Annotated in this window: 21 protein-coding genes and 1 pseudogene; 13 read left to right on the top strand and 9 right to left on the bottom strand. The window is 64.9% G+C overall.

From position 1 onward, the window contains the following. The 3 genes from N3K63_RS01925 to N3K63_RS01915 all read right to left on the bottom strand — a co-directional run bounded on the left by N3K63_RS01925 (nt 1) and on the right by N3K63_RS01915 (nt 3414). A complete protein-coding gene (locus N3K63_RS01925; RefSeq protein ID WP_261578273.1) occupies nt 1-981 on the bottom strand; it encodes a GDP-L-fucose synthase family protein in 981 nt (326 codons plus the stop codon). A gap of 103 nt (nt 982-1084) precedes the next feature. Then, a complete protein-coding gene (gmd, locus tag N3K63_RS01920) occupies nt 1085-2131 on the bottom strand; it encodes a GDP-mannose 4,6-dehydratase (protein WP_261578272.1) in 1047 nt (348 codons plus the stop codon). Continuing rightward, nucleotides 2128-3414, bottom strand: coding sequence for a glycosyltransferase family 4 protein (locus N3K63_RS01915; protein ID WP_261578271.1), 1287 nt, complete (start codon nt 3412-3414; stop codon nt 2128-2130). The genes gmd and N3K63_RS01915 overlap by 4 nt, the downstream gene beginning before the upstream one ends. A 54-nt stretch (nt 3415-3468) precedes the next feature. On the opposite strand from N3K63_RS01915, the gene N3K63_RS01910 reads away from it, so the two are divergent. The 8 genes and pseudogenes from N3K63_RS01910 (at nt 3469) to N3K63_RS01875 (ending at nt 11541) form a co-directional block, all read left to right on the top strand. Next, the gene (locus tag N3K63_RS01910; RefSeq protein WP_261578270.1) at nt 3469-4065 is read left to right on the top strand and encodes an acetyltransferase; all 597 of its coding nucleotides are present in this window, start codon (nt 3469-3471) and stop codon (nt 4063-4065) included. Next, nucleotides 4065-5195 (top strand): glycosyltransferase, encoded by a 1131-nt coding sequence (locus N3K63_RS15180; protein ID WP_315943082.1) that lies wholly within the window; start codon nt 4065-4067, stop codon nt 5193-5195. The genes N3K63_RS01910 and N3K63_RS15180 overlap by 1 nt, the downstream gene beginning before the upstream one ends. 353 nt (nt 5196-5548) lie before the next feature. Continuing rightward, nucleotides 5549-5683 (top strand): annotated as a pseudogene (locus N3K63_RS15210) (DapH/DapD/GlmU-related protein); the annotation flags it as partial. 177 nt (nt 5684-5860) lie between these two features. Next, nucleotides 5861-7213, top strand: a complete 1353-nt coding sequence (locus tag N3K63_RS01895; protein WP_261578269.1) for a hypothetical protein — start codon at nt 5861-5863, stop codon at nt 7211-7213. Next, entirely contained in the window at nt 7206-8633 is a 1428-nt protein-coding gene (locus N3K63_RS01890; protein ID WP_261578268.1) for a hypothetical protein, read from the top strand. The genes N3K63_RS01895 and N3K63_RS01890 overlap by 8 nt, the downstream gene beginning before the upstream one ends. Next, nucleotides 8626-9369: a glycosyltransferase family 2 protein gene (locus N3K63_RS01885; protein WP_261578267.1), complete on the top strand. Its 744-nt coding sequence runs from the start codon at nt 8626-8628 to the stop codon at nt 9367-9369. Before N3K63_RS01890 ends, N3K63_RS01885 begins: the two co-directional genes overlap by 8 nt. Beyond that, nucleotides 9339-10502 carry a glycosyltransferase family 4 protein gene (locus N3K63_RS01880; RefSeq protein ID WP_261578266.1) on the top strand — a complete coding sequence of 388 codons (1164 nt, stop codon included), beginning with the start codon at nt 9339-9341 and terminating at the stop codon, nt 10500-10502. Before N3K63_RS01885 ends, N3K63_RS01880 begins: the two co-directional genes overlap by 31 nt. Nucleotides 10503-10530: 28 nt before the next feature. Beyond that, nucleotides 10531-11541, top strand: a complete 1011-nt coding sequence (locus N3K63_RS01875; protein WP_261578265.1) for a hypothetical protein — start codon at nt 10531-10533, stop codon at nt 11539-11541. 465 nt (nt 11542-12006) lie between these two features. Here the strand turns inward: N3K63_RS01875 and N3K63_RS01870 are convergent, their stop codons facing one another. From N3K63_RS01870 to N3K63_RS01845, 6 genes are all read right to left on the bottom strand, one after another. Next, complete coding sequence (locus N3K63_RS01870; protein WP_261578264.1) at nt 12007-13551, bottom strand: sugar transferase; 1545 nt, start codon at nt 13549-13551, stop codon at nt 12007-12009. A gap of 149 nt (nt 13552-13700) precedes the next feature. Continuing rightward, entirely contained in the window at nt 13701-14291 is a 591-nt protein-coding gene (locus N3K63_RS01865; protein WP_261578263.1) for a VanZ family protein, read from the bottom strand. Between the two features lie 11 nt (nt 14292-14302). Continuing rightward, on the bottom strand, nt 14303-14821 hold the full coding sequence (locus N3K63_RS01860; RefSeq protein ID WP_261578262.1) for a hypothetical protein: 519 nt from the start codon (nt 14819-14821) through the stop codon (nt 14303-14305). A gap of 97 nt (nt 14822-14918) precedes the next feature. Continuing rightward, nucleotides 14919-15794: a hypothetical protein gene (locus N3K63_RS01855; RefSeq protein WP_261578261.1), complete on the bottom strand. Its 876-nt coding sequence runs from the start codon at nt 15792-15794 to the stop codon at nt 14919-14921. A gap of 48 nt (nt 15795-15842) precedes the next feature. Then, entirely contained in the window at nt 15843-17588 is a 1746-nt protein-coding gene (locus N3K63_RS01850; protein WP_261578260.1) for a polysaccharide biosynthesis tyrosine autokinase, read from the bottom strand. A 141-nt stretch (nt 17589-17729) separates the two neighbouring features. Then, the gene (locus N3K63_RS01845; RefSeq protein WP_261578259.1) at nt 17730-18320 is read right to left on the bottom strand and encodes an arsenate reductase/protein-tyrosine-phosphatase family protein; all 591 of its coding nucleotides are present in this window, start codon (nt 18318-18320) and stop codon (nt 17730-17732) included. 25 nt (nt 18321-18345) lie between these two features. Here N3K63_RS01845 and N3K63_RS01840 point away from each other — a divergent pair, with 25 nt between their 5' ends. From N3K63_RS01840 to rpsI, 5 genes are all read left to right on the top strand, one after another. After that, a complete protein-coding gene (locus N3K63_RS01840) occupies nt 18346-19107 on the top strand; it encodes a CPBP family intramembrane glutamic endopeptidase (protein ID WP_261578258.1) in 762 nt (253 codons plus the stop codon). A 182-nt stretch (nt 19108-19289) separates the two neighbouring features. Beyond that, complete coding sequence (locus N3K63_RS01835; RefSeq protein WP_261578257.1) at nt 19290-19829, top strand: LPXTG cell wall anchor domain-containing protein; 540 nt, start codon at nt 19290-19292, stop codon at nt 19827-19829. Nucleotides 19830-19845: 16 nt separating this feature from the next. Next, nucleotides 19846-20583 (top strand): CPBP family intramembrane glutamic endopeptidase, encoded by a 738-nt coding sequence (locus N3K63_RS01830; protein WP_261578256.1) that lies wholly within the window; start codon nt 19846-19848, stop codon nt 20581-20583. Between the two features lie 208 nt (nt 20584-20791). Continuing rightward, nucleotides 20792-21238 (top strand): 50S ribosomal protein L13, encoded by a 447-nt coding sequence (rplM, locus tag N3K63_RS01825; RefSeq protein ID WP_261578255.1) that lies wholly within the window; start codon nt 20792-20794, stop codon nt 21236-21238. 31 nt (nt 21239-21269) lie between these two features. Beyond that, the gene (rpsI, locus tag N3K63_RS01820) at nt 21270-21755 is read left to right on the top strand and encodes a 30S ribosomal protein S9 (protein ID WP_261578254.1); all 486 of its coding nucleotides are present in this window, start codon (nt 21270-21272) and stop codon (nt 21753-21755) included. Nucleotides 21756-21758: the final 3 nt, after the last annotated feature.

Genomic DNA, 21758 nt, shown 5'->3' with positions numbered 1-21758 from the left:
TCAGCCTCTCAGCGACCCCACGTGGTCGTGGTACCAGGCGACCGTGCGTTCGAGGCCTTCTTGGAGTGTGATCTTCGACGTCCAGCCGGCGTCGGCGAGCTTCGAGACATCGAGCAGCTTCTGGGGCGTACCGTCGGGCTTCGTGGTGTCCCATTCGGTGTCGCCGGTGAAGCCGACGACGTTGGCGATGGTCTCGGCGATCTCGCGGATGGTGACGTCAGACCCGGTGCCCACGTTGACCTGGTCGGGGCCGTCATAGTGCTCGAGCAGGTGAAGGCACGCGTCGGCCATGTCGTCGGCGTGCAAAAACTCGCGGCGGGGCGTGCCCGTGCCCCAGTTCGTCACCGACGCCGCACCCGTGGTGGCGGCTTCGTCATAGCGACGGATGAGAGCAGGCAGAACGTGCGAGCCCTTCGGTGAGAAGTTGTCGTTGGGCCCGTAGAGATTGGTGGGCATCGCCGAGATCCACGGCAACCCGTACTGACGGCGCACAGCCTGGGTCTGCAGGATGCCGGCGATCTTCGCGATCGCGTAGGCATCGTTCGTGGGCTCGAGGTGTCCGGTGAGAAGAGAGTCCTCCCGAATGGGCTGGTCGGCCAGCTTCGGATAGATGCACGACGAGCCCAGGAACAGCACTCGTTCGACGTCGTTGGCGAGAGCGGCGTCGAGCACATTCACCTGGATGCGCATGTTGTCGCTGAGGAAGTCGACGGGATAGGTCGAGTTGGCGAGGATGCCGCCGACCTTCGCTGCGGCCAGCACGACGTACTTCGGCTTCACCTCACCCATGTAGGCGAACACCGCATCGCGGTCTTTGAGATCGAGCTCGGCGGAGGGCTTCCCTACGAGCTTCTCGAACCCGGATGCTTCCAGCTTCCGCCAGATCGCCGACCCCACGAGCCCGCGGTGCCCAGCGACATAGAACGTGGCGTCGCGGTCGAGCTCCGCCGGCGTGTACGCAACCCCATCCACCGCCGTCATCGCCCCACACCCCGGTCGCCGACCGAGCGCACCCCTCGGTCGTTGAGCGAGCGCACCCCCTGGTCGTTGAGCGAGCGCAGCGAGTCGAAACGTCCCACCCCACTCACGCCCGCACCAGCGTCGGCTCAGAGTTCCACGACGCGAGGTTGACGGTGTCGCGCCAGTCCGCACCGGCCTCGAGCGCCGCAACGTCGGCGTCGACCATGAGCTTCGCGAGCTCCTTGCCGTCGATGGAGGGCACCCACCCGAGCTTGTCTGCGGCCTTCGCGGGGTCACCGATCAGGGCGTCCACCTCGGTGGGTCGCAGGTACCGCTCGTCGAACTTGACGAACTCCTGCCAGTCGAGCCCGACGTGCCCGAACGAGGTCTCGAGGAAGTCCTTGATCATGTATCCCACGCCGGTGGCGAGCACGAAGTCTTCGGGCTCGTCCACCTGCAGCATGCGCCACATGCCCTCGACGTATTCGGCGGCGTAGCCCCAGTCGCGGATCGAGTCGAGGTTGCCCAGGTAGATGTCCTTCTGCACACCCGCCTTGATGCGTGCCACGGCACGAGTGATCTTCCGAGTGACGAACGTCTCGCCGCGGCGTGGGGATTCGTGGTTGAAGAGGATGCCGTTCACCGCGAACATGTCGTACGCCTCGCGGTAGTTCTTCGTGATCCAGTAGCTGTACAGCTTGGCGGCCGCGTAGGGCGAGCGGGGGTAGAACGGAGTCTCCTCGTTCTGCGGCGGCGGGGTGGCGCCGTAAAGCTCCGACGTCGAAGCCTGATAGAACCGCGGACGCGTTCCCGACATCCGCACCGCCTCCAGAAGGCGGATCGTGCCCGTTCCGGTCGTGTCGGCCGTGTGCTCGGGCTCATCGAACGACACGCGCACGTGAGACTGCGCGGCCAGGTTGTAGACCTCGTCGGGGTTGATCTCGGCGAGGAGAGTCACTAGTCGCGCCCCATCGCTGAGGTCGCCGTAGTGCAGGAAGAGCCTTGCGCTCGGGTCATGCGGGTCCACGTAGAGGTGGTCGATGCGAGAAGTGTTGAAGGTGGAGGCTCGACGAATCAGTCCGTGCACCTCATATCCCTTCGAGAGCAGCAGCTCCGCAAGGTACGAGCCGTCCTGGCCAGTGATGCCGGTGATGAGTGCGCGCTTCGTCAAAGTACTGTCCTTTGATCCGTGGGTTGGTCGACGAGCGCCAAGGCGCCGTCGGGACTGATGAGGTCAGTCAGAATCCGACTGAAGTGTTCGATCGCGCTCGCTTCGTCGAGAACGGTTTCACGGTACCTCAAGCCGGCAGCGCCCATCGCTGTGCTTCTATCGGGGTCGGATGCGAGGTCTTCGGCGGCCGCAAGTAGCGCCTTCGGGTCGCCCGAGGAAACCACAACTCCGGCGCCTGCTCGCTGGATCTCCTCCGCCGTGATCCCGTCAGGGTCGGTGGATGCGATCACGGGGCGGCTCGCGGAGAAGTACGACGTCAGCTTGCTGGGCACCGCCATTTCTGAGACCCCAGGCAGCTCGTTGACGAGCAGGCAGTCCGCGCTTCGCAACGCAGCGGCGAAGTCGGCGTCATCGAGTGATGCCATGAAGCTGAGATGCGAAAGCCCTGCGCCGGCTGCTTGGAGGCTCTCGAGTTGGGATCCTCCGCCAATGAGCACGAATCTCACCCGCGACCCCGACTCTTCCGCCAGCCGTGCAGCCTCGACGACGTTGTGCAGACCTTGCTTGACGCCCATATTCCCTGCATGCAGGACGACCGTCTCGTTTGACGACCAGCCGAATCGCGCGCGCGTAGCATCGATATCCACAGGGTCGCTTTGACCCAGATGAGTCCAGTTCCGCACGACCTCGATTTTGTCGAGCGGGATGTCAAAGTCCTCCGAGACGCGGGTGCGGAACCTCTCGTGAATCACAACCACGCGATCAGCTCGCCGCAGAAGCCAGCCTTCAATCACCGCCATCGCGCGGACGACGGCACCCTGGCCCTGACCGGTTTCGGATAGCCCCAGTGTGTACAGATCCTGCACCCACACGACGAGTGGGGGCTGTCGAAGCGATAGCAGACGACGCAGCGCGGCGGCTGCGGACGAGATCAACGCCGGCGAGACCAAGACGATCGCGTCTGGGCGCCCCCATCGAGCTCCGACCAAGCGCGCACCAAAGCTCGCCTCCGACGCTGCGCGTTTCAACCCCGCGGGGCGCGATGGGACGTAGTGAAGGAGTCGCGTGACCAGAACGCCATGGACGGTCTGTGTACTCTCCCACTGTCCGTAACCTGGCTGTATTCGCCATGCCGGATAATGTGGGTGCGTCGTCAGAACGCGGGTGATGAAGCCTCGGCGAACCAAGCCTCGAGCCATCGCGCCGGTATACGGCGAGATACCGGTCGGCTCAGGCGGATAGTTCAAGCCGAGGAGGAGCACCCGCGGGGACGCTGTACGCATACGAACGAGATTATCGTCACGTGGGTTTCGGTCCGGTAAAGGGAGAGAAGCGAGATGAGCGAACAGATACCGGGCCCCGAAAACGGTGCGCCGTCAGTGATGAAGCGGTCGGTGATTGATCTGTCCATGGCTCCGGGCGAGCGCGCAGCGTGGGACCGTCCCGCCTGGATGGTCTATGCGTGGGCCGTTTGTGAGTTGCTCTTCGTAACTAACCCATGGCAAATCAGTTCAGCAGTGCGTATTCGGGTGCTAAGAGCTTTCGGTGCTGATATCGGGACAGGCGTGATCTTTCGGCCTCGGACGCGCGTGAAGTTTCCGTGGAAGCTGCTGATCGGGGACAGGTCGTGGATCGGGGAGGGCGTCTGGTTTCACAACCAAGACCGCATCTGTATCGGTCACGATGTTGTTATCTCTCAAGACACCTTCCTCACCACGGGCAGTCATGCGCACCGCCGGGATATGTCTTTGTTGACTCGTCCAATTCGGATTGGAGATGGCGCATGGGTGACCTCCCGATGTGTCGTGCTCGGTGGTGCGCAGATCGGTGATAACGCACTCGTGAAACCGATGACAGTGGTGGACGGAGAGGTGCCTCCCGGCGTGATATTCGGCTCCCAAGCTCCCGTTATCCAGGGAGATCGGTGGAGCTGATGGTGCGGGGAGTGAGCGAAGCAGGCGAGCGACGCCCCGAGGGGTCTTACGTCCAGTACCTTGCGGTCCTTCCCTTCTATCGACAGGCATTCATGGAGGTGCTGGAGGAACGACTCGGCCGTGACTTGGTCACTTTCGCGGGTCCCCGGCAACTTGACGCGTCAGTTAAGACAGGTGTCGATCGACACCTGTATCGCCCGCTCAGGAATGTCTCGCTCGGCGGCAAGGCTCTAGTTCAGCTCGGAGGGTGGCGCGCCGCACTTCGAGCCGAATCAGCAGTTCTCGATTTGAACCCGCGGAGTATCACCAGCTGGCTCCTTTTGTCGTGCCGTCGGCTAACCCGGCGGAGAACCCTTTTGTGGGGCCACCTGAACCCTCGGGCCGGCGCGGGATCCCGGTCTTCGTCATTGCGGGAGGCGATGAGGAGACTGGGCGACGGGACGGTCCTATACGGATATGACAGTGTTCGAGAAGCGAGGGCCCTTAATCCTCGTGTGAGAGTGTGGGTCGCACCTAACGCGCTCTATCGCGAGAACGCGATGCGTCCGGCGACGATGGTCGGGACCTCAAGGCGCTACATCTACGTTGGGAGACTCGTCCAGTCGAAGAAAGTCGACCTTCTCGTTCGGGCGCTTGCGGAGCCTCGTCTTCGCGCAGTGGGCATGGAGCTAGATCTCGTCGGAGACGGCCCGATGCGGAACCAACTCAGTCAGTTGGCTGTCGATCTCGGTGTGGAAGACAGATTGACGTTCCACGGAAGCGTCACAGATGTCGAGACTCTCCATGGCCTCTATCGCTCCGCCGTTTGTGCCGTCTCGCCGGGCTACGCGGGCCTCAGTGTGACCCAGTCGCTCGGCTTTGGCGTTCCAATACTGGTCGCCCGTGATGAGCCGCATGCTCCTGAGATCGAACTGCGGCATCTGGGCGGCGTGACGTTCTTCGACAGTGACTCTTCGGAGAGTCTGGCAGAAGCCCTTGAGACGGTAATGGACCGTCAGGAACTGCAGGATCGCGAAGACCTGGCCGCTAGGGTCCGAGTCGCGTACTCTGCCGAACGCATGGCAGACGGCGTCGTGCGCGCGCTCCAGAACGTGCCACAGGAGCTGGATGAGGACGGTTGGCCTGCATGACATCGAGATCTGCACCTTCCAGCCGCAGTCGTATACCTCGACCGCTGCAACGATTGGTTCGAGCCCTCATGCGAGCGCGACAGATAGGTCCAAATGTTCGTGCGGCAGGGCAGCTACGGCTTGGTTTCGGTAGTTATGTCGGAAGTCCGCACGGACTGACGATTGGCAGCCACGTTGCGATTGGGCAGCGATCCACAATTGAGGTGGACGGGACGATTGGTGACTTCGTGCTGATCGCACGTCAAGTCCAGATCGTGGGTCGAATGGATCACGCGATCGATGAGTTGGGTGTACCCATGGCGCTGTCGGAGTGGGTTGGCGATCGTGGTCCCGAGCCGGAGGATCGAGTCGAAATTGGTAGCGACGTCTGGATCGGCGCCAGCGCTGTAGTTCTTGGTGGAGTCACCATCGGCGATGGCGCGATTGTCGCCGCAGGAAGCGTCGTGACTCGCGACGTCGCGGCGTTCTCGATCGTCGCCGGCAACCCCGCCCGACATGTTCGTTTTCGAATTCCTGAGGATTCGCGAGAGGAACACCTCCGTCGAGTTAGGTCGCTCGTGAGCGGTGCTAAATAAATGGAACAGTCGGAGATGGCTCGTCAACGACGCGGGGAGACTCTCGTTGTTGTGCTGCTAGGGGTCGTGGTTTCCGCGCTAGGCGCAGCGATGCTCAATGCCTGGATCGCGTTGGCCGGGGCAATTCTCACGATCCTTGCGTGGGCAATCCGGCCAGCGTTGTTGCGGCCAACATTTGTACTATTCGGAAGTCTGTTTGTATTCCAGAATGCCAACCTGCCAAACGGCGTAAGCATTGGATTTGTAACTGTTTCTGGCGTCCTCGGCATCTACTCCTATCATCAGCTGTCGATTATCGAGCGGGGATCGACGCCGGCCACTCAACGTGCTCTCGGACTACTTCGGGCTGCCACGGTACTCTCGGCTACGGTCCCGCTGGGTTCTCTTGCTCAGCTTGGATATGGTCAAGCTACGTTCGATAGCTGGGTTCGTGACGCGATCGGCTACTTCTTGATACCTGTGTGCATTGCGGTGGGGGCGGAAGCCGGATTGACTCTCAGCCGAGCGCAGATCTGGTCGCTTTCGGTTGGTGCTTCGGGGGCAGCCGCACTAATTGCCATGTTTACTTGGCTGGGGCGGAGGGGCGGTGCCGAGCTGGGCTTTGAACAGCTTGGCCTCGCATCGTCGTTCCCGGTATTCACCGGAGTGGCGCTGTGCCTCACGATGTACTTCAACGGGGCTAAGGGCGGTATTCGGTGGTTGATCACAGGCCTCGCGCTTTTGGGTGTCATGGTCAGTACGGGAGGCCGTCAGCCAGCAATATTCGCGTGCATCGCGATTGCTTGCGCGGCCCTCCTCGCGTCGGGCGGGTACCTCTCACGGATGGCCAGATTTCTCGGGATCATGATCAGCGCAACCCTCGCGTTTTTTGCGGTTCTTTCTGTGTCGCAGGCGATCGGCGGCGGGATCGCGGCTCGCCGACTTGATTTCTTCGACAGAGTTCTCGAGAACGGGTGGAGCGTCGTTTCGAGCGATGGCTCCGTAGTTGATCGCCTCAATGCGTACGCGTGGACCGCTGAGATTTGGTCGCAGAGCCCCGTTATTGGGCGCGGGCTTGGAGAGTACTTCCCCTCCGTCCGGTCTGGCTCGACAGCCGACGGGGGATTCACATTGGACACGCCCTTGGTCGTGTTGGCGAAGTTCGGTGTCGTGGGATCCGCGATCCTCTGCATTGCCTGTATTTTGGTGTTCGCGGCGCTGAACGTCGCGCGAAGGGAAGTCAGAGTATTCGCCCTCGCTCGACCAACCTTCCTATGCGTCAGTGGCATACTCGTCCTCGCGACGTTGGCCAACGGCTTCCCCACTGAGAACCGCGGCTTTCCGCTGTTCTTGTTGTCACTCGTAATGATCGGTCTGTCTGGCACCGATCGTCGACTCGAGCCCGGTCCCGAAGGGCGCCCTAGGCAACAATTGTCCACGGGGGGCTCACATCAGCATGGCTGAGCTAAGTAGAGCAGGCGAGCCGGCTCACCGCGCCAGCGACGCCGGTGGGATATTGCGCGGCGCGGCGGCGCTATCAATTGGAACCGCGGCGGTGCGGGCAGCGTCGGCTGCTTCGCAGTTTGTGTTGGTCATATGGCTTGCGCCGAGCGAGTTCGGCGTCTGGGCGGCGGTGCTGGCATCGCTGACCTTCCTCACGAGCATCACGAACTTCGGCGAGGTAAATGGCTACCTCGCGGGGGCATCGACCTTGAAGCGAGTGATTCGCGCGACGCGACGGCAGAACTTTCTACTGACGCTTGCCGCGCTTGTCTTGGCCGGGGTCATCGGTGTTTTGAGCGGGCTGGAGAGCGGAATCCTAGCTGTGATCCTGGCGCTGAGCATTCCTTTCCAAGGTGAGTCTGAGGTCCTCTACGCCGCCGGAGTCAAAGCGCGAGCGTACTCATCGCTCGTCGTTTCTCAGGCGCTCGCCGCTACCCTGAAACTCGGCATTGGCATCGCACTCGCTGCCGTCACCGGGAGCGCGCTCGCGTTAGCCATCCCCACGCTTGCGTACTACTTGATACTCATCCCGAGCTTGCGGCGGGTGAGAAGGGCAGCGTTGGCGATCGACGGTGGAGATATAGCTCGAGCATCGGGTCGAGAGCGATTCTCGTGGGCGATAAACTCTCTGGCCGTATCGCTCCCGCTTCAGATAGGATTCTTTGTTGCTCAGTTTGTTACCGATGATTCTACTCTTGGCATTTACTATCTGAGCTTTCAGGTATCTCTCGGGCTCTCCGGGTTGCTCGCGGTTCCCTTGGCGAGAATTTCACTTGCGACTTTCGGGGAAACGCGAGGGCGCGCGCGCTTAAGGCTCGCCACCGATCTGTGCCACGTCATTGCTGCTGGCGTTTCGATCGTCGTAGCGGTTGTCGCGTTCGCCTCTATCGCGTTCCAGGACTTCCTGCCCATGGAGTGGCGTCCGGCAGTGCCCATCGCACTCATTATGCTCGCGAGTCTGCCAACACGGCTAATGGCGCCCATTATCGAGGGCTTCCAGCAGTCCAACCGTCAGTGGTGGCAAAGCACAGCCTTCAACCTCGTAGAGACGGTCGCGTCGGCTGTCATCGCGGCGTCGCTGGCGATCGTCGGGCTCGAGGCATTCGCCGTGATTCTTACTGCGTGGCGGTTGTGCTTTGGTCTTGTCCGGCTGTGTATCGTCCTGCGCGACTCAGGTTGGCCCAGTCTGTTGACCTTATCCGTGTGCGTCACTCTGGCGACCGGACTCCTCACGGTAGGTGTGCTCCTACCGGGTGGTGTCTCCGCCTGGATTTTCGGTGCTGCTCTCCTGTTCGCTTCCGTATGGATCATCTTTGCGGTCAGGGTCTCGCGCCGCCCCCACCGCCCGTCCGAACCGATATTCGGGAGCACGCATGAATAGCCCTCAAATCTTTATCGGCATCTTGATTCTGGTCCACAACGCACCCGAGTACGTTGAGATTACGATCCGGAGCCTAAATGAGATGACGAACAGTCCTCCGCACGAGGTAATCGTCTTGGACAATGCCTCGGGCGAGGAGACGCGGCGTCTGCTTCGTAGTTTGCATTCAGAGGGATTGATCGACAAACTCCATTTCTCCGAGACCAACACTCTGTTTGCGGGCGGCAACAATCTGGCCGCCTCGTTGGCGAGCGAAGATGCCAGTCACTTTTTGCTTCTGAATAGTGACGTAGAGGTGAAGAATGCAGCCTGGCTCGATCGCCTGGTCGAGAACCACAGAAGGGGGGCAACAGCATACGGTATTGCCCAGGATCCGCTTAGAGTAGACGGATACTGCCTTTTGGTTGACGCGGATCTCTACCGCGAGTATCCGCTGGATGAGGGTCACCAGTGGTGGTGGTCGGTAACAAAGCAGCAGGCTCAGCTCCTAAATAGTGGCTGTCGGGTTGCTGGCTTCTACGAGCACGAGGAGTATCTTCATCACTTTGGTGGCAAGAGTGGTTCTGCCTTCGCATCTGCGAAAGGCATGAACGTGACGCGGCGCGAGGTCTACGCGTGGTTCGGAGGGCGCAAGCCGGTGGTGCTGGACAATCTGCCCCGGCTGCCACTTAGTCAGCGGCTGCGCGCGCTTGGTCGACGGGCAAAATGGCGCTTCGCGAGTTGGAGAAGAGATTGACATCGGATGGCTCCAGTTCCACACGAGTCCTACGACTTCTAGTGGCATCTCCTTGGGGGACCAGCGAGGCTTACTCAGGTCCTGTCGTGCTGCAAAATCGCCTGTTCGGCACTCTCGGGCGTGCGGACGGTGTTCAGATTGATCTGCTCTATCGCGCCAGAGATACGTCATCGAGGAGCGAGCCTTGGGCCACGCGCGCCGACCGGATGCTGATAGCCCGCACACTTGGGCTCGTCTCTCAGATGGTGTGGGCATTACGGGTCGCGTGCGTCCTCAGTCTGAGACGAGGTCGCTATGACTACATTCACCTCCACGGCGCATATCTGCTCAATCTGCTCCCCGCCCTTTTTGCAGATCGCAAGGCGAAACTGTTGATCCTGCCGGTGCTCGAGGCCGGTGATCTCAATCTGGCTAATGGGGGCTTTCGAAATCTCAAGGTGGCCATCGCCCGGAGAGTTCTGAGGCGCGCGCATACCGTTTTCGCCTTGAGTGATGGAATTGCAGCGGAGGCTAGGCTATACGGCGTAGAGGACGGTCGAATCGTTCGGATTGGTAACCCTGTATCGGACGAGTTTGCGGTCGATCGGCGCGTGCGGGATGCGAGGCCATTTCGCCTTCTCTTCTGTGGGAAACTCGGACCGGTTAAGCAGCCGCACAGGGTTCTCATCGCAATGAAGGGGCTCCTTGACGACGGCGTCGACGTCGAGTCGGTGTTTATCGGGCCCTACGTCGATGACGAGTACAAGATATTCTTTGAAGGACTGTTAGCCTCCCTAAATTTGACGTCGAGGGTGACCCTCCTTGGCTTCGTGAGCGACGTGTCAGCAGAGTACATGCGAGAATTGGACGCATTTGTGCTTCCATCAAAAGCCGAGGGCCTGCCGGGGGCCCTAAGCGAGGCGATGTTCAGCGCGCTACCAGTCGTGGTAAGCAACGCGGGAGCGATGGGCGAGATTGTCGAGGACAGCGCGGCAGGGTTCGTGGTCGGGGACGATGCGTCTCTTGTCGCTGCGCTCAGATGCTTAGCCGCAGATGCTGAGGTTTGGACGCGTATGTCTACTAATGCGCGAGCATATGCCGTGCGCGAGTTTTCGCTGCTAGCGGTGTCGACGCGGTATTTGTCAAGGCTGTGACGATGATGATCTGGAGAGTGGCGACGGCATGACTGCAACCAACCTGAAGAACTGGCCGACGACAGAGACGCTCTTTGCGGCTCTGGATCACGCCCGCGGGAAGAATGCGTATGTCGTGAGCATGACGGATCGCGAGGGCATAACCCTTGGGAACAACGGTGATGCCCTGATGCACTGGGTGTTCGACAAGTTGCTTGCCGAGCTTCGGATCGAGCGCGTAGGCAGAGACCAAGCTGAGATTGTCATCGTCCCGCCAAACGGCGCGCTGCTCGAGATCTATCAGTTCCCGAAAATTCTCGCGGAACGTTTGATCGGACTAGAAGATGTGCCCATCGTGATCTTCCCCTCGTCCGCTAAGTTCGACAACGTATCACCGGCCTTCATCTTCCGCGGGCGCCGCGCATCCACCCTCTGGGTCTTTCGAGAGCAGTACTCGTTCGACTTGATGAGAAGTCGATGGGCAGAGGACTTGGAGTCTGTCGGTGTACGTCTGTTGCTGGATCACGACGTCGTTGCGTCGGGTCATCGGTTCGTAGTTGATCTGTTCGAGTCGACACCGCGTCGCTTTGCGAAGCGGCCGCTCCTATTGGTCGGGGCGAGGACCGACGTCGAAGCAGGGAGTCTCGACGCGGAGCCTTCTCCAGCGCCCGTGCAGCGAGTTTGGTGGAAGGGCCTCGCGCGCCGAGTCTTTTTTTCGCTGCCGCGGGGTATGCGAACGCGACTCGCGCGCTTGCTGTTTCGAACGCGACTTCACCGCTCGGCCCAGAAGTTGCTCGCGCGAGCAGAACAGTCGGGGTATGCGCTGATCGAACCGATAACGCGAGAAGTGGACATTAGCGCGACGGAGTTCGCGACGTTTAACGAGTACCGGTCGATTATCTCGCGCGCGACGACGGTGGTTTCGGATCGGTTGCACATCGCGTTGCCAGCCGCGATCCTCGGTAAGCGGGTCGTGATGGTGGAGGCCGGCTATCACAAGCTCGAAGGGGTATACCGCCAGTCGTTGGCTGATGTGCCTAACGTCAGTCTCGTCGTCTAGGGGACACGATACGGAACGGCCGGTGGCAGCCGATCATCGGTGGTGGAAGGCGCTCACGCGCGGCCACTGTGTTGGCGGGGGCTCTCGCATATCACCGCGTTGCGCCTGCGTGATTCTCAACGCCACCTGAGATCACCAAGCACTGGTGGATACGGGAGCGAAGGCGGTGACGCAGCGCCGGTTCCGCGCGTAGCGGGACCCCCGGTGCCGTACCGCGGTCGGGTCGACCCGCGTCCTTCTGCTTGCTCGCATCGCGGTCGGGACCGCGACACTAGTCGCGCATTCCGGAATGGCTTCGAGGCCAACCCAGCTCGTTCTACGCCGCGAAAGTAACGACTGTCAATCCCTCACGCATCGGCCAAGGACCGTGGCAACCATCCGGCGTGGCGGGCGGGTCCACTGAAACATCAGCCATCGGTCTCTCTCCCCCCGCCCGCCGTTGCCAAGTCAGGTTCTTCCGCAGTGCTAGAAAGCAGTGCGCTGAGGCCCCACAATTGCGCGGAGGGTGCGGGCCAATATCATCAGATCGCCGACCAAGGACCAGTTCTCGACATAGCCAAGGTCGAGCCGCACCGAATCCTCCCAGGACAGTGTGGAGCGCCCGCCGACCTGCCATGCTCCAGTTACCCCGGGTTTTGCGAGGAACCTTCGATGCACGTGCGCCTCGTACGCCGCGACCTCGCTACGCAACGGCGGACGCGGGCCCACTAAGGACATAGATCCACCTATCACGTTGAACAATTGAGGAAGCTCATCGAGGCTGAACCGGCGCATGATTCGTCCTGCTCGCGTCACGCGTGGGTCCTCCGCCATTTTGAAGAGAACCCTATTGCCGACATCCTGACGGCGGCTTGCCTTCAGCTCGTCCAAACGGTCCTCAGCGTCGACAACCATCGAGCGGAACTTCAGCATTTGGAACTCTTGACCGTGATAGCCGACGCGGGTCTGGCGGAAGATTACTGGCCCGGGGCTGGATAGCTTAACGACGAGCGCAAGAGTTAACAGGACAGGGCTGATCGCGACTACTCCCACGAGGGAAATGGAGAGGTCCATGGTCCGCTTGAGCAGCCGTTGCCCAGCGCTAAAGTTCGGTGTCTCGACATGGATCAGTGGCAGTCCGGCGACTGGCCGAGTATGGATGCGTGGGCCGGCAATGTCGGTGATGGAGGGGGCGAGCACCAGGTGCTGGCGGCCGGCCTCAAGACTCCAGGAAATTTGCTTCACCTTGTCGGTGGGGAGATCGTCGGTGCTCGTAACAACCACGGTGTCAGCGCCCGTGACCGCAAGCGCGCGGTCGATTGAATCGACGTTCCCCATAATCGGGATGCCGGTGCCCTCGAGCACATCGGCCACTTTGCCATGGGGGACGCAGGCGCCGACGACACGGTATCCGGCGCTGGCGCTGCGCTGCAGGTCGCGGGCGACCTGGGCAACTGACTGGCGAGAGCCGACGAGCAGGACGTTGGCGGAGTAACGACCTGCCTGCCGTTGGGCAACCAGCCACTGGCGCCACAGCCAGCGGGTGAGGAGAAGGAAGAAGATGCCCGCCGGCAACGAGATGAGCAGATAACCGCGGGCGACATCGACGCGCGTGAGGAAGGCGATGATCGCGATTGCGCCGAACACACCCAGGCTGGCGCCTGCGAGGCGCGCGTACTCGGTTGCCCCGGTGCCGATGACGCGGTCGCTCCGGGAATCGGCCAGGGCGAGCGCCAGCATCCACACGATGACGAGAAACGCGGAGAACAGCCAGTAGGAGAACTCATTGAGGCGGCTGTCTTCGCGCACGGCGACATCGACGCGGCCGAGGCCGAACCAGATGATCTGCGTGCCGTAGACCACCCACACCAGCACGAGCAGGTCGGTGATGCGAAGCATGCGGGCGTAGCGTGCACGCCACGCGTCGCGCTTGGGCGGCAAAAGGACGCGGCCGGATTCCGTCGTCAGCTCCGACTCGGAAGCAGTAGGTGCACTCGTCGTCGCGGGTGAAACTGCGGCCTCCGTGCTCATCGCGTCACTCCTCGCGTCTTCCGAACCGACGGGCGTGACTGTATCAAGCTCGTGCGACGGGGAGGTTTCGTGATGCGACATAGAAGTTTTCTCGAAGGGGGCTCTCTCAGGGTAGCGGGCGGTCGAACCGCGTCACGCTGTGTGTCGACTCACTGCGTGACCGCGTGAGGCGTAGGAGTCGTTGCCTCTTGAGGTCTTGGCGGTTCAGGGAGAGAAAAATTCTCCGCGTCCGCAACCGGTGTCTGCGCTTGTCGCCGTCGGCGCGAGTCGAGCACCGTCGCGACGACGATGCCAAGACAGGCGCCGGCGGTGTTGGCGATCACGTCGAACACACTCGGGGTGCGCTGGGGGAGGAGGCCCTGTGCGAGTTCAACCAGCACTGTGGTCGCGACGGCGATCGGGAGCGCCAGCCATCGACGCGACCGCATGATGAGCGCGAGCAGCAGGCCGAAGGGGACGAACAAGGCGATGTTCGCGGCGAACTCGACACGTTCATAGGTCAGCGCGGGGGCGACGCGTGCGATCGCTTGCAGCAGCGGGCCGGCGCCCTGATCGACCGGCGTCGGCCAGAGTGCGATGAGCGCGAGGGCGCCGAGATAGAGCGCCAGCCATGCGCGCGGGTCGCGGGCGAGGGTGCGAGCGGGGGAACGGGGGGTCGCGGCGATCGGAGTCTCCTGAAACGAGAGGGTGGCGCCGCGACGACGGGGCTGTGGTCGCGAGTGTACGCCGGGGGCGCGCATAGCGTGCCGGCTCAGCTGAGCGGGAGCGCGATGCCCGATGGCGCGGCGAGCACGGAAGGAGTGCCGGGGCCGGTGAGTGAAACCTCGAACGCGGTGAACGGCACGACCGTCTGAGCTAGCACGGGCAGCTGGTTCAGGAAGGAGACCGTGGTCGCGCCCGCAGGCAGCGTGGCGGGCACCTGCATCCACGAGTTTTTGTCGTCGTTACCGGGGTATGTTGCCACCCTCGTGATCTGCGAGCCGGAGGGTGCCGAGACGGAGATGCGGATGTCGCCGGCGGAGTACTGGGTGCCTGCGGGCATACTCATGCCCGACACGACGGCCTTGGTGTAGACCCACGTGGGTCCGGCCGACCCGTTCCACGAGAGCGTGCCGCCGAGCACCTCGAGAGGGTCTCTCGGCGGTGCACTGGCCGCGGCAGCCGGGAGTGCGGTCGCGAGCACGATCACCGGCGTCGCCCAGGCGGCCGCGGAGAGCAGGGTGCGGCGGCTCATGCCGCGTCCCTCGGTCGACCCCCCGATCTCATCCATGTTCTGATTCTACCTCTGTGGTCAGACCACATGGCTGAAAAGTTGATGAGAGCGGTCCCGATTGCGGATGCGGGAAAGTGGGGGCGACGGGGGTGAGTCAGTCGAGGGTGAGCAGGCTGTCGCCGCTCCAGAGCACCAGGTCGTCGTCGAGCATCGAGATCGCAGCGGGGGCGGCGGGGTCGACGTCGGAGATGCACCCGAGGAGCGAGCCCGTGGTGCCGGTGAAGCGGGTGACGGCGACGCCGTCGGCGCATGCCTCGTCGGTGTGCGCCACCACGAGGGTGCCGCCGAGCGCGTCGAGGGCGATCGCACCCTGGGGCGCGACCGCGATCCAGTCGCTTGCGGCCGTGCCCGCGGTGCCGGCCGGGAGGAGCATCGCGGCGCCGTCGCAGATCAGTCCGATCACGCCGCGACTGGTGCGCACGTTCGTGGCGGCGTCGCAGGGCGCCGTGGCGTCGGCATCCGGGCGCACGACGGTGACACCGTCGGCGGGGGAGAGGTAGGTGGCCTCGGCCAGTACCGAGGTGTAGGCCTCCCAGTCGCGCCCGTCGGTGTAGGTGCGCAGCGCCGCCGGTTCGCACGCATCGCCGAGAGCAGCGAGCACCTCGCCGTTGCCCTCGCTGAAGGTCGCGACGCCGAGCACCTGCGCGGCGCCGACCGCAGTGGGCGTGACGTCGCGCCACGTCTCACCGGCATCGGTCGAAATCTCGACAGTGGGGGCTGCCACGCCGCACGCCCCCGCCGTCGCGCGCCACAGCGTGTCGCCGGCGACGGCGAGGAAGCGCTCATCGGTGTGTGACGCGGCGGCGGTGGGCGTGGGGGTGGGGGACGGGGTCTCGCGGTCACCGAAGGTGAACGTCGGTGCCGGGGTCATCGTCTCGCCGGCCACCTCGCCGCCGCGGGTGCTCTGTAGCGCGAGCGCCGAGAGCACACCGACCACCGCGGTGAGCGCGACCACGGCGACGATCGCCACGATCCGCGCACCCCGGCTGCGGGCGGAGAACGGACGAGACACGGGGCGTCAGGGGCGGCGACGCGTGGTCGAATCGGGATCGGAGAGCGGCTCGCCGGCCAGCAGCGAATCGAAGTCGTCCTGCGGCGTGCGCGGAGCCGCGGCGGGCCGCGCCGCCGGTGCCGGGCGCGCGGCGTCTTCCGGCGCGAAGCCCGGGTGGTTGCCGGACTCGCGCGGCGTCGCCGGTGCCGCGGCGGGCGCGGCGGCGGGAGGCGTCGACGGCTTGGGCGTCTGCGTCGCACCCGTCACCGTGAAGGTGCGGCGCGCGGCGGAGGGAAGCGAGGGCTCGGGAGCCACGACCGGCGCCGGCGGCGGCACCTCGCCGGCATCCTTCGCCTTCTTCTGCGCCTTGGCGGCGACCTTGGCAGCCTTGGCGGCGGCCTTGGGGTCTTCGCGGTAGCCGTAGCCATACCCGTAGCCGCCGTACTGGTGGTAGTAGGCGTCGGGGCCGCGGGTGGGCACCATGGTGAGCACGGTGCCGGCGGTCTTGGCGCCCACCGTCTCGAGCGCCTCGACGGCGCCCGACAGCTGGTGGCGGGAGGTGCGGCCGGCGGCGATCGCGAGGATCGCGCCACTGGTCGACTTGGCAAGGATGGCGGCATCGGTGACGGGCAGCAGCGGCGGGGCGTCGCACAGCACGACGTCGAAGTCGCGCTCGAGCACCTCGAGCAGCGTCTGCATCTGCTGCGAACCCAGCAGCTCGCTCGGGTTCGGCGGAATCTTTCCGGCGGGCAGCACATAGAGCGAGCGGCCACCCCACGGCAGCATCACGTCGCCCACGCGCACGCGCCCGATGAGCACGTCGGTGAGGCCCACGCCACCCTCGATGCCGAGGTACTCGGCCACCTTGGGCTTGCGCAGATCGGTGTCGAGCAGCGCCACGCGCTTGCCGGCATCGGCCAGCGCGATCGCGAGGTTGATGGTGGTCGTCGACTTGCCCTCGCTGGGCACCGAGCTGGTGACGACGAAGCTCGCCCGCCCACCCATGTCGACGAACTGCAGGTTGGTGCGCAGCGCCCGGAACGACTCGGCGCGGGGGCTGAGCGGGTCGGCGTGCACGATGAGCGGCCGATCTTTGGCCTTCGCGTCGTAGGCGATCGCGCCGATCAGCGGCACCGAGGTCACCTGGGCGACATCGCGCGGGGTGCGCACGCGAGTGTCGAGCACGGTGCGCAGCACCGCGCCACCCACGCCGAGCGCGAGGCCGACGAGCGCGCCGAGCGCGAGGTTGAGCGGCACATTGGGGCTCGAGGGCTTCAGTGGCGGCAGCGCGTCGGACACGCGGGTGAGGCGCACCGGGCTCGCGCCCTCAGAAACGGTCGGCTCGATCTGCGGCACGACCTCAGACAGGCTCGCCGCGACGGCGTTGGCCAGCTCGGCAGCCTTCACCGGATCGGGGTCGGTGACCGTGATGGTGATGAGCGTGGTGTTGAGCGCTGCGGATGCCGACACCTGCGCGCCCAGCTCGGTCGAGGTCACGCCCATGTCGAGCTGGGCGATCACCGGGTTGAGCACGATCGGCGTCTTCACGAGGCCGACGTAGGTGTTGATGCGGGTCTGCGCGAAGCTCGAGCCCTGCTGCAGCTCGGCGACCGAGCCGCTGCCCTGCGTCGACACGGCGACCGTGCTCGACGCCTCGTATTCGGGGGTGCGCGTCAGCGAGTACGCCGCCGCGACACCGATGCCGACCAGCGTCGCGATGATGATCAGCAGCCAGTTCTTCCGCAGAACGCGGATGTAGTCGCTCAGCTCCATGCTCGGGGGGCGCTACCTCTCAGAAGGGGCGGGACCGCGCGGCCGCGGGTGTGTCCAGTGTGCCACAGGGCGTCGCGGCGCCCGGGCGAGGCGTCGCGACGTGACGGTCGACGCGGTTCGCGGCGGCGGCGGCCGGCCGGGTCAGGCGGCGGCGAGGCGGACGACGCGCTCGACCTGCGCGAGGGCGGGAACCAACTGCTGCGCCGACAGCTGGTAGGTCTCCCAGCTGCGCCGGTAGGGGTCGATGACGTCGTCGTCGGCCGGGTCGGCGGGCGACGGGGTGAGCCCGCGCATGCCGGCGACGGTCGCCGCGGCCGCGCGCAGGCGCGCCGACGGGTCGGGCCCCGCAGCCTCTGCCGCGCTCACCAGCGCATCGTCGGAGAGCGAGGCGGCCAGGCGTGCGAACTCGCGCACGGTGAACGTGGAGCGCAACCGGCTGGGGGCGAGCTCGGCGATCTCGCGTCGGTGATCGCGCGTCATCGCCAGCAGAAGATCGGGGCTCGTGAGCATCGCCTCGGTGAGGTAGCGCGAGCGGTGGGCGTCGGCATCCGCTTCGCTCACACCCAGCTCGAGCGCGAGATCGATGGCCTCGGGGGTCATCGTGGCGGCATCCAGCCCGCGCACCCCCGCACTGTGCACCGTGACACCCAGGTCACCCAGCCGCGTCGCCAACAGCAGCTCGGCCAGCGGCGACCGGCAGATGTTGCCGGTGCAGACGGTCATCAGTTCCATGGCGTGCTCCGGGTAACGTGGGCGGGTGCCCGATCACTCTAGCGAGACGCAGCTCGCGCCCCGCCGCGACCGCAGCGAGCACCGCCGCGAGCGACGCAACGACTGGCGGCTGGGCGGTTCGACGGTGCGCCCCTGGCGCGAGAAGCTGCTGGCGATCGCACTCCTCTCTCTAGGCGCCGGCGTTGTGCTCGGCGATCTGGCGCGGCAGTTCGCGCCCACGCTGACGCTGCTGCCGCAGGTGCTGCTGTGGCTGGGCATGCTCGCCCCGGTGATCGTGGCCTTCGTGTGGTCGCGCCCCGTCGGGCTGCTGCGCTTTCGCGCGATCGATCTGCTGTGGGGCCTGGGCCTCGGGCTGACGGTGCGTGCGGTGCAGGGATGGGTGGCCGGCGCGGATGCCGCCTTTCCCGCGCTCACGCGTGTCGATGGCCAGCTGCCCGCGGGCTGGTGGTTCACCGACGCACTCGCTCCCGCCGTGATCGCCCCGCTGATCGAAGAGTTCTTCTTCCACGGCGTGCTGCTAGTCGCCGCCTACTCGATGCTGCGTCGAGCGCTCGGCGGGTTCACCGCCGGCCTCACGGCGCTGCTGGTCACCACCGCCGTCTTCGTGGTGCTGCACGCGGCACTGGCTCCCGGCGCCGTCTCGACGGTCGTCGCGCTGGCGGTGCTGGGCCTCACGGCGGGGGCCGCCGTGCTGCTCACCGGGCGCATCTGGACGGCCGTGCTCATCCACGTGGTCTACAACGTGAGCGGTGTCGGGCTGCTGCTCGGGGGCACTTTTCTCGCCTGATAGCCGACAACCCGGTTTATGACACGGCGTGTCGAACGGCACCGAGATGTTACACAGTGGTAACCCAGCTGATTTTGAGGATTCACATCAGTCTCGCTAGTCTCGAGCGTGGGTGGGGGACAGGTGTCCGCCGAAATCCGTGACTCAGATCGAGACTACGTAGAGACCGAAGGACCGAAACCATGCTGAAGAAGACTCTTGCCGCGACAGTCGTCGCCGGCGCTCTGCTGTTCGGTGGCGCCTCTGCCGCCTCCGCTGCCAACCAGTACCCCATCGATGAAGACGCGATCACCGTCACCGACACCACTCCCGGCATCGGCCAGACGATCACCATCACCATCAACATCGGCGACTTCTCGTTCGTCATCAACAACGTCACCTTCACGGTGTCGCCCTCGACCGGTGCGAGCCTCGCATCGCTCGTCTCGACGGCCACGTCGAGCAGCAGCGTGACCAAGCCGGTCTCGAACGACGTCGCGTCGGCGAGCTTCACCGCCTCGGCCGCCGGCACCTACACGGTGACCGCGACCGACGCCGCCACCGGCACCGTGCTCGACACCATCACGCTGTCGGTTGCTGCGGCCGCCGCCGGTGACCCGACGCTGCCCTCCACCGGTGGCGAGCTGTCGACCGCTGCCCTCTGGGTCGGCGCCGGCGCTCTCGGCCTCGGTGGCCTCGCCGTCGTCGCCGCGACTGCCCGTCGCCGCGCCGCGCAGCGCTGATCGCAGGATCGCTTTCATGACGAAGGCCCCGGGCTCCGGCTCGGGGCCTTCGCCTGTCGCCGGGCGACCTGAGTGGTCGCGCCCCGGCGCGGCGCTGCTGGTCGTCGTCGTCGCCCTCGTCGCCGATGCGGCGATCGTGCTGAACTGGTCGACGCTCAAGCCCGGGCTCGGCCCGCTGCCCGATGCCGTCGGCGCGCTGCTCGACATCGTCGTGGTCGCCGGGCCCCTGCTCATCGGCGCGCTCGTCGCCGCGCGGCTGGGCGGCCCCGGCATCCGACGCGCACTCGGTCTGCGCGTCACCGCTCTCGACCTCGCGCTCGGCTTCTTCGTCGCCCTGCTCGCCCGTGCCGTGATGGAGCTGATCTTCCCCACGGTGGGCGGCCTCGTGTCGGCCTTCGCCGACGACGACCGCACGGCCGTGCTCGTCGTCACCATCGTCGGCGCAGTGCTGATCGCCCCGGTCTGCGAAGAGCTGCTGTTCCGCGGTGCGCTGCAGCGCGCGCTCGGCGCGGCCCTCGCCCGCGGGGCCGGGCCGGTGGTGGGCGGCATCGTCGCCGTGGCGATCTCGACCGTCGCGTTCGTGCTGCTGCACACCGTGCCCTACGGGGGTGCGGTGCCGCCGTCGGCCGTGCTGTCGCCCCTGCTCGTCGGCCTGGGCGCGGGCGCCCTCGTGGCGGCGACCGGCCGGCTCGCCCCCGGAATCGTCGCCCACGTGCTCTTCAACCTCGGGGGAGTGCTGCTGCTCCTGTGGTGAGGCGATTGGGAATCGGCATCCGTATGCCGTAGACTCTCCCTTTGGTGTGCGGCTCAGCTGACCCGGCACCACGAACGTGAGCCCTCCACTGGCGTGTTCTGTTCGGTTGTTGCGTTTCGACTCGCTTCGCTCGCTCAACGACCGGGAAGAACCACCCCGGAGCGGGATTCACGAACCTCTCCGTTCGATTCAAGAAAGCAGCACTACTGTGACGCGCACCTACACCCCCAAGGCTGGTGAAGTGACCCGTGAGTGGGTCGTCATCGACGCGACCGACGTCGTCCTCGGACGCCTCGCCTCGCACGCGGCCACCATCCTCCGCGGCAAGCACAAGCCCACCTTCGCCAACCACATCGACACCGGTGACTTCGTCATCATCGTCAACGCCGAGAAGGTCGCCCTCACCGGTCAGAAGCTGACCCAGAAGAAGGCCTACCGTCACTCGGGCTACCCGGGCGGCCTCAGCTCGGTCACCTACGCCGAGCTCATGGAGAAGAACCCGGTTCGCGCCGTGGAGAAGGCCGTGCGCGGCATGCTCCCCAAGAACAGCCTGGGCGCCCAGCAGCTGTCGAAGCTCAAGGTGTACGTCGGTGCCGAGCACCCGCACTCCGCGCAGCAGCCCACCCCGTACGCCTTCGACCAGGTCGCCCAGTAAGCGCCGCCGAGAAAGATAAAGGACACATCTGATGGCGAAGATCGCTGACTCCATCGAAGAGACCCCCGAGAACTACTCCACCGAGACGCCCGCGACCGAGGCCGCTGCGGCTCCCCGCCCGGTGCTGACGGTTCCCGGTGCCGCTGTGGGCCGCCGCAAGCAGGCCATCGCCCGCGTGCGCCTCATCCCCGGCTCGGGCACCATCACGGTCAACGGCCGTGAGTTCGAGGACTACTTCCCCAACAAGCTGCACCAGCAGCTCATCACCGACCCGTTCACGGTGCTCAACCTCACCGGCGCCTACGACGTCATCGTGCGCATCTCCGGCGGCGGCCCCTCGGGCCAGGCCGGCGCGCTGCGCCTGGGCATCGCCCGTGCGCTCAACGAGATCGACGCTGAGAACAACCGCCCGACCCTGAAGAAGGCCGGCTTCCTCTCGCGTGACGCCCGCGTCATCGAGCGCAAGAAGGCCGGTCTCAAGAAGGCCCGCAAGGCGCCTCAGTACTCCAAGCGCTGATCC

Origin of the sequence: Microbacterium festucae (assembly GCF_025421715.1) — a bacterium.
GTDB classification, from domain to species: Bacteria; Actinomycetota; Actinomycetes; order Actinomycetales; family Microbacteriaceae; genus Microbacterium; species Microbacterium festucae.
Note: the sequence above shows the minus strand (reverse complement) of the source record. Positions and strands in the feature narration are given on the sequence as shown.